8 protein-coding genes and 1 pseudogene are annotated in these 10,464 nt (G+C 71.4%); 3 read left to right on the top strand and 6 right to left on the bottom strand.

The window, feature by feature from the left end:
• Positions 1-142: 142 nt before the first annotated feature.
• The 6 genes from ACFXGA_RS32810 to ACFXGA_RS32785 form a co-directional block, all read right to left on the bottom strand.
• Positions 143-1,417, bottom strand: a complete 1,275-nt coding sequence (locus ACFXGA_RS32810) for a thymidine phosphorylase (protein WP_378094714.1) — start codon at positions 1,415-1,417, stop codon at positions 143-145.
• Positions 1,414-1,803: a cytidine deaminase gene (locus ACFXGA_RS32805; RefSeq protein WP_378094712.1), complete on the bottom strand. Its 390-nt coding sequence runs from the start codon at positions 1,801-1,803 to the stop codon at positions 1,414-1,416. The genes ACFXGA_RS32810 and ACFXGA_RS32805 overlap by 4 nt, the downstream gene beginning before the upstream one ends.
• Positions 1,796-3,061 (bottom strand): ABC transporter permease, encoded by a 1,266-nt coding sequence (locus tag ACFXGA_RS32800; protein WP_378094710.1) that lies wholly within the window; start codon positions 3,059-3,061, stop codon positions 1,796-1,798. Before ACFXGA_RS32800 ends, ACFXGA_RS32805 begins: the two co-directional genes overlap by 8 nt.
• Positions 3,058-4,128 carry an ABC transporter permease gene (locus tag ACFXGA_RS32795; protein WP_378094708.1) on the bottom strand — a complete coding sequence of 357 codons (1,071 nt, stop codon included), beginning with the start codon at positions 4,126-4,128 and terminating at the stop codon, positions 3,058-3,060. The genes ACFXGA_RS32800 and ACFXGA_RS32795 overlap by 4 nt, the downstream gene beginning before the upstream one ends.
• Complete coding sequence (locus ACFXGA_RS32790) at positions 4,128-5,684, bottom strand: ABC transporter ATP-binding protein (protein WP_378094706.1); 1,557 nt, start codon at positions 5,682-5,684, stop codon at positions 4,128-4,130. The genes ACFXGA_RS32795 and ACFXGA_RS32790 overlap by 1 nt, the downstream gene beginning before the upstream one ends.
• Before the next feature lie 97 nt (positions 5,685-5,781).
• Positions 5,782-6,912, bottom strand: coding sequence for a BMP family protein (locus tag ACFXGA_RS32785; RefSeq protein ID WP_378094716.1), 1,131 nt, complete (start codon positions 6,910-6,912; stop codon positions 5,782-5,784).
• Between the two features lie 370 nt (positions 6,913-7,282).
• On the opposite strand from ACFXGA_RS32785, the gene ACFXGA_RS32780 reads away from it, so the two are divergent.
• The 3 genes and pseudogenes from ACFXGA_RS32780 to ACFXGA_RS32770 form a co-directional block, all read left to right on the top strand.
• Positions 7,283-7,816, top strand: a complete 534-nt coding sequence (locus ACFXGA_RS32780; protein WP_378094704.1) for a YbaB/EbfC family nucleoid-associated protein — start codon at positions 7,283-7,285, stop codon at positions 7,814-7,816.
• A gap of 17 nt (positions 7,817-7,833) precedes the next feature.
• On the top strand, positions 7,834-9,489 hold the full coding sequence (locus ACFXGA_RS32775; RefSeq protein ID WP_378094702.1) for a WXG100 family type VII secretion target: 1,656 nt from the start codon (positions 7,834-7,836) through the stop codon (positions 9,487-9,489).
• A 25-nt stretch (positions 9,490-9,514) separates the two neighbouring features.
• Positions 9,515-10,464 (top strand): annotated as a pseudogene (locus tag ACFXGA_RS32770) (hypothetical protein); the annotation flags it as partial.

Raw genomic sequence — 10,464 nt, 5'->3', positions numbered from 1 at the left:
GTCAAGGGGGCGGTTCCAGCGTCAGGTGCGGGTAGGGGTGGGAGTGCCCCCTTGACACGCGCGGTAGGGCTGCGCCAGGTCGGCGGGATGACACGGAACCCTTCTGTTGGGGAAGGGCGGGTGGTTGACCTTGTTGGTTGGGTTAGCCGCGGATCGTGTCGATGACCAGTGGGCGGGGTTGGGGTGGGGTGTCGGCGATCTCGTAGCTGCCCGAGAGGGAGGCGAGGGCGGCCGGGATGGTGTCCGGGGTGTCGGTGCGCAGTTCCAGCAGTGGTTGGTCCCTGGTGACGCGGTCGCCCGGTTTGGCCAGGCACAGGATGCCGGCGGCGGGTTGGACCGGGTCTTCCTTGCGGGCGCGGCCGGCGCCCAGGCGCCAGGCGGCGACGCCCACGGCGTAGGCGTCCAGGGTGGTCAGGTAGCCGTCGGCCGGGGCGGTGATCAGGTGTTTGTGGGTGGCTTCCGGGAGGGGGGCGTCCGGGTCGCCGCCTTGGGCGCGGATCATCCTGGCCCAGGTTTCGTAGGCTTCGCCGGAGGCCAGGACGTCGCGGGGTGAGGCGGAGACGCCGGCGCGGGAGAGCATCTCCTCGGCCAGGGCGATGGTCAGTTCCACGATGTCGGTGGGGCCGCCGCCGCGCAGGACGTCGACGGACTCGGCCACCTCGACCGCGTTGCCCACCGCGTGGCCGAGGGGCGCGGACATGTCGGTCAGCAGGGCGCTGATCTTCAGGCCGTGGTCCACGCCGATCGAGACCAGGGCGTTGGCCAGGGCGCGGGCCTGGTCGAGGGACTTCATGAACGCGCCCGAGCCGACCTTGACGTCCAGGACCAGGGCTTCCGCGCCCTCGGCGATCTTCTTCGACATGATCGACGAGGCGATCAGCGGGATGGACTCGACCGTGCCCGTCACGTCGCGCAGCGCGTAGAGCTTCTTGTCGGCCGGGGCCAGGCCGGTGGTGGCGGCGCAGACCACGGCGCCCACCGAGCGCAGTTGGGAGACCACCTCGTCCAGCGAGAGCTGGGCCCGCCAGCCGGGGATGGACTCCAGCTTGTCCAGGGTGCCGCCGGTGTGGCCGAGGCCGCGGCCGGAGAGTTGGGGCACGGCGGCGCCGCAGGCGGCGACCAGGGGGGCGAGGGGCAGGGTGATCTTGTCGCCGACGCCGCCCGTGGAGTGCTTGTCCACGGTGGGGCGGCCGACGTCCAGGGTCAGCTTCTCGCCGGAGTCCACCATGGCCCTGGTCCAGCGGGCGGTTTCCGCGGCGTCCATGCCGTTGAGGTAGATGGCCATGGCCAGGGCGGACATCTGCTCGTCGGCCACGTCGCCTCGGGTGTAGGCGTCGACCACCCAGTCGATCTGGTCGTCGGTCAGGCGGGCCCCGTCGCGCTTGGCCCGGATCACGTCCACGGCGGTGTGGGTCATGGCAGGTCCTCCGGGCCGAACGCGTCGGGCAGGACCCTGCTCATCGGCAGGACGCCGGACGGGGTGTCGATCAGGCAGGGCGCGCCGCCCAGCTCGTAGATCACCTGGCGGCACCGGCCGCACGGCATCAGCAGCTCGCCCGCGCCGCTGCGGCAGGCCAGGGCGACCAGCCGGCCGCCGCCGGTCAGGAAGAACTGGCCGGCGAGGGTGCACTCGGCGCACAGGCCGACGCCGTAGGCGGCGTTCTCCACGTTGCAGCCGACCACGATGCGGCCGTCGTCGCAGACGGCCGCCGCGCCCACCTGCAGCCCGGAGTACGGGCAGTAGGCGGACTGCGCGGCCTCGACGGCACGCGCCCGCAGCAGCTCCCAGTCGATGTCAACCACGGCGGTACACCACGCCGTCGGCCGCGGGCATGCGCAGGCGTTGGGACGCGACCGCCAGCACGACCAGGGTGACCAGGTGCGGCGCGTAGGTGGTCAGCTCGCTGGGCACCTCGTCCACCGAGTAGTACACCGCGTACAGGACGCCGGCGGCCAGGATGCCGAACGCGGCGGCGAACCAGCGGCGGCGGACGAGCTGCCAGATCACGATCACGACGAGCAGCAGCACCGCGCCGTAGACCAGGGCCAGGAACGTCTTGCCGCCCGAGCGCAGCTGGAGGCCGTCGGCGTAGCCGAACAGGGCCGCGCCGCCGAGCAGGCCGCCGGGCCGCCAGTTGCCGAAGATCATCGCGGCGAGGCCGATGAACCCGCGGCCGTTGGTCTGGCCCTCCAGGTAGCCCGGCTGGCCGGGGTTCAGCACGAGCGCCGCGCCGCCGATGCCGGCCAGCGCGCCGGACGAGATCACCGCGATGTACTTGTAGAGGTAGACGTTGACGCCCAGCGACTCGGCGGCGACCGGGTTCTCGCCGCACGAGCGCAGCCGCAGCCCGAACCGGGTCCGCCACAGCACCAGGTAGCTGCCGATCACGAGCAGGATCGCGAGCATGGTCAGCGGCGACACCCCGGTGATCAGGCCGCGCAGGATGCCGGCGACGTCGGACAGGCCGACGCGCTGCTGCGCCTCCAGCTCGCCCAACCAGTCGGACAGGCCGGACGCGGAGTAGGTGTCGAACTTCGGCACCGCGGGCGACTCGCGCGGGTTGTGCGAGAGCGGGAAGAAGATCAGCGTGGACAGGTACTTGGTCACGCCCGCGCCGAGCAGGTTGATCGCCACACCGGACACGATGTGGTTCACGCCGAACGTCACGGTGGCGATGGCGTGCAGGAGGCCGCCCAGCGCGCCGAACACGGCCGCCGACACCAGCGCCGCCCACGGGCCCCACTGGTAGCCGGCCCACGCCGCGCCCCACGTGCCCATGATCATCATGCCTTCGAGGCCGATGTTCACCACGCCCGCGCGTTCCGCCCAGAGGCCGCCGAGGGCGGCGAGCAGGATCGGCAGCGCGAGCCGCACGGCGGTCTGGATGGTGCCGGTGGACGTCAGCTGCGGCACACCGGTCAGGTACGACGTGGTCGAGAGCAGCACGACCGCGCCCGCCACGCCCAGCGCCCCGACGGCCCAGCCGGGGATCCGACGCGCCTTGCGGGGCGGCGGAACGGTGGCGGGCGCCTCGGACGGGTTCATCAACGAAGTACTCATGCCGCATCCACCGTTCCGAGCTGCCGGCCGACCTGGCGCTGCTGCGCGGCCAGTTCGAACCGGCGGACCACCTCGTACGCGACGACGACCGACAGCACGATCGCCCCCTGCATGATCGTCACGATCTCGCGCGACACGCCCACGTTGTCCAGCGCGAGGCCGGACTTGTCCAGGAACGCCCACAGCAGCGCGCCGAACGCGATGCCGCCGGGGTGGTTGCGCCCGAGCAGCGCGATCGCGATGCCGGAGAAGCCGATGCCGGCGGGGAAGTTCAGGTTGTACGTGTGGTCGCGGCCCAGGATCTCCGGCATGGAGACCAGGCCCGCGATCGCGCCGGACAGCAGCATGGCGATCAGCACCATCTTCTTGGCGTTGACGCCACCCGCGGCGGCGGCCGTGGACGACTCGCCCGACGCCCGCAGCTCGAAGCCGAACCGGGTGCGGTTCATCATCACCCAGTAGCCGATGCCCAGCAGCGCGGCCAGGAACACCAGGCCGAAGACCGTGCCGGACGAGCCGAACGAGATGCCGGGCACCCAGCCGCTCTCCGGGATCTCCGGGGTGCGGATGTTGTTGCCGCGCAGCTCGCCGAACACGTCCGCGCCGATCAGGTAGGCGGCCAGGCCGAGCGCCAGGCCGTTCATCATGATCGTGGAGATGACCTCGTTGACGCCGCGCGTCACCTTGAGCACCGCCGGGATCGCGGCCCACAGCGCGCCCGCCGCGGCGGCGGTCAGGATGATCACCAGGGCGTGCAGGCCGGGCGGCAGGGCGATGGAGCCGCCGACGATCGCCGCGACGACCGCCGCGACCCGGTACTGGCCCTCGACGCCGATGTTGAACAGGTTCATCTGGAACCCGATCGCCACCGCCAGCGCCGCGATGTAGTAGGTGCCGGTGCTGTTGACGATGTCGACGGCGGTGGTGCCCTCGCCCACCTGCGACAGCATCACCCCGAACGCCCGCAGCGGGTTCGCGCCGGACACGACCAGCGCGATGCCGCACAGCAGGGCGGAGAACAGGATCGCCAGCACGGGCGGCAGCAGTTTGCCGCGCAAGATTCCCATCACTCGCCTTCCGCTTCCGACACGTGCTCGGACACGGCGGCGCTCGTGGCGCCCGCGCCGGTCATCGCACTGCCGAGGTCTTCCGGGGTGACCGTGGCCGGGTCGGCGTCCGCGACCAGCCGGCCGCGCAGCATCACCCGGATCGTGTCGGACAGGCCGATCAGCTCGTCCAGGTCCGCCGAGATCAGCAGCACGGCCAGGCCGCGGGCGCGGGCGTCGCGGATCTCGTCCCAGATCAACGCCTGCGCGCCGACGTCCACGCCGCGCGTCGGGTGCGACGCGATGAGCAGCACCGGGTCGCCGGACAGCTCGCGGCCGACCACGAGCTTCTGCTGGTTGCCGCCGGACAGCGCGACGGCGGCCACGTCGATGCCCGGCGTGCGCACGTCGAAGTCCTCGACGATGCGCCGGGTGTCCTGCTTCGCGCCCGCTAGGTCGAGCCACTGGCCCTTCGACACGGGGCGGCGGGTCTGGTGGCCGAGGATGCGGTTGGCCCACAGCGGCTGGGTGAGCAGCAGGCCCTGGCGGTGCCGGTCCTCGGGGACGTAGCCGATGCCGGCCTCGCGCCGGGCCAGCGTGCCGAGCCTGGTCAGGTCGCGGTCGCCGAGCAGCACGCGCCCGTGGTGCGCGCGGCGCATGCCCATGATCGTCTCGACCAGCTCCGTCTGCCCGTTGCCCTCGACGCCCGCGATGCCGACGATCTCGCCCGCGCGGACGACCAGGTCGATGCCGTCGAGCACGGGCCGGGTGCCCTCGGCCGCGACCAGGCCGAGGTTCTCCACCCGCAGCACGACGCGGTCGGTGACGGTGGACTCGCGGGTCTGCGGGCTGGGCAGCTCGCTGCCGACCATCATCTCGGCCAGCTGGCGGGAGCTGACGGTCTTCGGGTCGGCGGTGCCGACCGTGGTGCCGCGGCGGATGATCGTGACGGAGTCGGCGATCGAGCGCACCTCGTCGAGCTTGTGCGAGATGAACAGGAACGTGAACCCCTGCTCCTTCATGCCGCGCAGGGTGGCGAACAACTCGTCCACCTCCTGCGGCACGAGCACCGCGGTCGGCTCGTCCAGGATGATCACCTTGGCGCCGCGGTAGAGCACCTTGAGGATCTCGACCCGCTGCCGGTCGGCCACGCCGAGGCGTTCGACGAGCACACCGGGGTCGACGGTCAGGCCGGTGGCCTCGGCCAGCTCCTTGATCCGCTTGCGCGCCCGGCCGCCGATGCCGTGCAGCGACTCCGCGCCGAGCACGACGTTCTCCTGCACGGTCAGGTTGTCGGCGAGCATGAAGTGCTGGTGCACCATGCCGATGCCGGCCTTGATCGCGTCGGCGGGGGTGCGGAACCGGACCGGGCGGCCCGCCACCTCGATGGTGCCCTCGTCGGGCTGCTGCATCCCGTACAGGATCTTCATCAGGGTGGACTTGCCCGCGCCGTTCTCACCGCACAGCGCGTGCACCTCGCCGACCTGGACGCTGAGGTGGACGTCGCTGTTGGCGACGACACCGGGGAAGCGCTTGGTGATGCCCGACAGGACGACGGCAGGGGTGGTAGTGCTCATGGAAGCTCCGTCTGATCTCCGGCTGCGCCGGGGCTAACCACGCACTAGGCCCCGCGAGGGTGCTCGCAGGGCCCAGTGCGCCGGAGGCCGGATGGGGTTACGGCGTGGACTTGACGTCGATCTTGCCCTCGATGATCTGGGCCTTGTAGCCCTCGAGGACCCCCTTCAGCTCGTCGTCGATCTTGCCGCCCGAGGTGGAGTAGCCGACGCCGTCCACGGACAGGTCGAACACCTTGGGCAGGCTCGCCAGGTCGTTCTTGGCGACGGCCTTGACGAAGTCGTACACCGCGACGTCGACCCGCTTGAGCATGGACGAGACGATGACGTCCTTCGACTCCTCGACCGTCTTCTGGTTGTACTGGTCGGAGTCGACGCCGATGGCCAGCGCGCCGCCCGACTTGGCGGCCGAGAACACGCCCTTGCCGGAGGCGCCCGCGGCGTGGTACAGCACGTCGGCGCCGGCCTCGATCTGGCCGGTCGCGGCCTCCTGGCCCTTGGTCGGGTCCTGGAAACCGGTGAAGTCGCCCGCCGGGGTCAGGTACTTCTGCTCGATCTTGATGTCCGGGGCGGCGGTCTTCGCGCCCTGGACGTAGCCCGCCTCGAACTTCTGGATCAGCGGGATCTGCACGCCGCCGACGAAGCCGACGTGGCACGACTTGGACTTGTAGGCGGCGATGACGCCGGCCAGGAACGAGCCCTGCTCCTCGGCGAACAGCAGCGGCGTGACGTTCGCCGCACCCTCCACCGCGCCGTCGACGATGGCGAACTTGACGTTCGGGAACTCCGGCGCGACGACCTTCAGCGACTCGGCGTAGGCGAAGCCGACGCCGATGATCGGGTTGAAGCCCTCGCTCGCGAGCTGGCGGAGGCGGGTCTGCTTGGCGTCCTCGGGCTCGTTCGGAGCGGCGGTCAGCTCCTTGACCTCGGCGATGCCCATGTCGGCCTTGGCCTTGTCCAGGCCCGCGGCGGCGGAGTCGTTGAACGACGCGTCGCCCCGGCCGCCGATGTCGTAGGCGAGGCCCACCTTCAGGGCGCTGCCGTCGACCTTCTCGCCCGACGAGGCGGAGTTGGAGGTCGAGGTGGCGGCCGGCGGCTTGTCGGCCAGCTTGCAGCCCTCGGCGGTGTTGGTGGACCCGGACCCGGTGTTGTTGCCACCGGTGTCCTTGGCGCAGGCAGCCATCGTGAGAACGCTGGTCAGCGCGATCGCGGCCACCGCGTAGCCACGCATTCGACGACGCACGGCTCGTCTCCCTCCCTGCTCGTCTAGGAGCAGACAATCCCGACAGCGGTCGTCGGGGCTTCCGAGTGGCGAACCGTACCCCGTAGTAATGAGACCCGCGCACGTACCGGTCCGCACGTGACCTAATCGTTGGTGCCATCGGGCGACTCCGCCACTCGTAGTGATCTGTCGACTTCTTGGCGTCGTACCCGGTTACCGAGTGTCAATACGCGGTCCGGGTGACGTGGCCGGTCGCGCTCGTGGGGGCGGATCGGGTTCGGAGGCCCGCAAGGTTGACCCGTTGGTGCGGCGTTGGGGCGGCGTTGGCGCGTTCGGGTGCACTCCAAGCTGCACCGATATCCCCCCTAGGAGGTTGACCTTGGACCCCCAGCAGTGGCTCGACAACTTCGAGGCAAAGCTGGCCGATCTCCAGCGGAAGTCGGCCGACCTCCAGGAGAACTTCGAGAACTCGCAGGCCACGGTGTCCAGCCCGGACGGCGCGGTGACGGTCACCGTCGGTCCGAACGGGGGCCTGGTGAACCTCCAGCTCGGGCACCGCGCGACCGAGCTGGGCTCCGCCCGCCTCACCGCGCTGATCATGCAGACGGCCCGGGCCGCGCAGAAGCAGGCCGCGCAGAAGGTGATGGCCGCGTTCGAGCCGCTCGGCGAGGGCACCGAGGCCCTGCGCATGGTCAGCGACGCCATCCCGGACGACGAGGCCGGCGACGACGACCGCGACTACGACGAGCCGGAGTACGCGGCCCCGGAGGCCGAGCGCGAGCCCGTCCACGCCGCCGCGCCGCCCCCGCCGCCGGCCGCGCCGGCCTGGCAGGCGCAGCAGCAGGCGCCGTCTCGACCCGCGCGACCCGCGCGCCCGGTCGACGACGAGGACGACGACAACCAGCCCTGGTGACGAGGAGAGCCTGACCGATGACCGAGACCCCGATCGACGCGCCGCCGGGCATGGAGATCACCGAGGAGAACAAGTTCAAGGGCTCGCTCTTCATCTCGGCCTGGGACGAGATGATCACCACGATCGGCAAGGACGCCGAGACCGAGACCGAGAAGGCGCTGGACATCACGTTCGCCGCGATCGGCACCGCGTCGTCCATGGCGATGCTGGCGGTCGACCCGTTCGGCACGATCCTCGGCGCGGGCATCGGCTGGCTGATCGAGCACGTGTCGTTCCTCAAGGAACCGCTCGACCAGCTCATGGGCGACCCGGACGAGATCAACGCCAACGTCGAGGCGACCAAGAAGCAGGCCGCCGAGCTGCGCGTGCTCGCCGAGGATCACCGGCGCGAGCTGGCCACGGCCGAGGGGTGGACCGGCGCGTCGGCCGACGCGTTCCGCAAGAACATGGAGGCGATGGGCCAGGAGCTGGACACGCTGGCCAACGCCGTCGAGCAGAAGGCCAAGATCGTCGCGATCTGCGGCGTGCTGGTGTCCGTGCTGCGCGACATCGTGCGCGACCTGATCGCCCAGCTGCTCGGGTCGCTGCTGGCGGGCGCGCTGATCGCCGCCGCCACCGCGGTGATCACGTTCGGCGCGTCCATCGCGGCCTACATCGGCTTCGCGGTCGGCAAGGCGGTGGCGCTGGCCACCAACATCGCCGCCCGGATCGCCCGCCTGACCGCCGCGCTGGGCAGGCAGATGAGCCGGATCAAGAACCTCGACGAGATCACCGAGAACGTCGGCAAGGGCTGGAACCGGTTCGAGAACATCGCCGACGTGGCCGAGGTCGGCTACGAGTCGTGGAAGGCGCAGAAGGGCGTCGACCGCGAGATCGACAAGGCGTTGGCGCAGGACGCGCAGGACGACAAGGTCACCGAGGCCAACAACAAGGCCGAAGAGGCCAACAAGAAGTACGAGCAGGCCAAGGAGGCGGAGGCCAAGGCCGCCGAGGAGGCCAAGAAGGCCAACGAGGCGCTCAACGCCGCCTCGGAGAAGGCCGCCGCCGCGAACGACAAGGTCAGCTCGGCCATCGACGAGGCCAACGCCGCCGCCGCACGGGGCGACCAGGCCGGGTACGACCGCGCCATGGCGAAGTACGAGGCGGCCAAGGGCGAGGCGGACGCGTTGCGCGCGGAGGCCGCGAAGGCCGCCGAGACCGCGGCCAAGGAGAGCCGGGACGTCGCCGACGCGGCCAAGGCCAGCAACGACGCGCTGAACGCGGCCAAGCCCGCCGACGACGCCGCCAAGGCCGCGTACGAGGAGTACAAGAAGAACAACCCGGGCCAGGACGACCCGGCGCGCACGTCCGCCGAGAACGACATGTCGGCGAAGAACGACGCGGCGAAGGCGGCGAACGCCAAGTACGAGCAGGCCAACGTCGACTACGCGGCGGCCAACGCGGCGGCGGCCGAGGCCAACGCCAAGGCGTTCGCGTCCGGCAGCGACGCCGACATCAGGGCCGCCGAGGAGGCGTCGCGCAAGGCCGAGCAGGCGGGCGCGGAGGTCGAGCGGGCGGCCGACGAGGCGAAGTCGGCGGGCGAGGCGGCGAAGTCGAGCTACGACGCCTACCAGTCGCAGTACTCGGGGTCCTCCTCGGGCAGCGGCACGCCGAGCACTTCCGTCCAGGTCTGAGCAGAAACAACCACGGAGACAAGCCATGGCACGCGGTGGCGGCGGCGTCGACTCGAACCCCGGTTCCAACCCCGGGGGCAGCCAGTCCTCGCCACCGCCGCCGCCACCGCCGGTGGGCGGGCCGACCGGCGGGTCCGGCTTCGGCATGAGCGAGTCGTCCATGGACGGCCTGCAACGCAAGGCGGGCGACTTCCAGGCCCGGCTGGCCGCGATCTCCAGCGGCCTGCAGGGGTTGAAGCTCGCGCCGAACGCGCTCGGTCCGATCGGGATCGTCGCCGTGCCCGCGTTGAACAGCTCGAACGACGCCTCGGTGCAGCAGGCGAACAACGCGTCGACCGCCATGGGCAACGTGCAGTCGGGCCTGAAGGCGACCGTCCAGACGCACGTGCAGAACGACACCTTCAGCCGCGACCAGTTCACCAAGATCGACCCGAACTCGAACGCCCAGCGGCCGCCGGGGTCGCCCGGCAGTGGGCCGATCGGCTCGAAGGGGCCCGGCGGGCCGTCCGTCACGCCGCTGACGAACGTGCCGGGGGCGAGCGGTCCGAACGGGACCGGTGGCGGGAAGACGGCCGGTGGGCCGTCCGTGGGGCCGCTCAAGAACGTGCCGGGGGCCGGTGGGCCGAACGTGCCCGGTGGCGGCAAGACCGGCGGCGGGCCGTCCGTCGGGCCGGTCAAGAACCTGCCCGGGGCGGGCGGGCCGAACATCCCCGGTGGCGGGAAGACCGGTGGCGGGCCTTCGGTCGGGCCGATCGGCAACGTGCCGGGGGCCGGTGGGCCGAACGTGCCGGGTGGCGGGAAGACCGGCGGCGGACCGTCCGTAGGGCCGATCACCAACCTGCCCGGAGCCGCGGGGGCCACGGGGCCCGGCGGGGGCAAGACCGGCGGCGGAGCCTCGGTCGGACCGATCACGAACCTGCCCGGCGCGTCCGGCGCGAACCCCGGTGGGACGCGCGGGACCACCGGAGGGCCGGG

The sequence above is a fragment of the Actinosynnema sp. NPDC059335 genome, assembly GCF_042752395.1.
Classification (GTDB): Bacteria; Actinomycetota; Actinomycetes; order Mycobacteriales; family Pseudonocardiaceae; genus Actinosynnema.
Note: the sequence above shows the minus strand (reverse complement) of the source record. Positions and strands in the feature narration are given on the sequence as shown.

Bases quoted from the DNA above. Each gene is read 5' to 3' on its own strand.
- ACFXGA_RS32790 (WP_378094706.1), bottom strand. From the start codon at position 5,684: ATGAGCACTACCACCCCTGCCGTCGTCCTGTCGGGCATCACCAAGCGC.
- ACFXGA_RS32810 (WP_378094714.1), bottom strand. From the start codon at position 1,417: ATGACCCACACCGCCGTGGACGTGATCCGGGCCAAGCGCGACGGGGCC.
- ACFXGA_RS32795 (WP_378094708.1), bottom strand. From the start codon at position 4,128: ATGGGAATCTTGCGCGGCAAACTGCTGCCGCCCGTGCTGGCGATCCTG.
- ACFXGA_RS32800 (WP_378094710.1), bottom strand. From the start codon at position 3,061: ATGAGTACTTCGTTGATGAACCCGTCCGAGGCGCCCGCCACCGTTCCG.
- ACFXGA_RS32775 (WP_378094702.1), top strand. From the start codon at position 7,834: ATGACCGAGACCCCGATCGACGCGCCGCCGGGCATGGAGATCACCGAG.
- ACFXGA_RS32785 (WP_378094716.1), bottom strand. From the start codon at position 6,912: ATGCGTGGCTACGCGGTGGCCGCGATCGCGCTGACCAGCGTTCTCACG.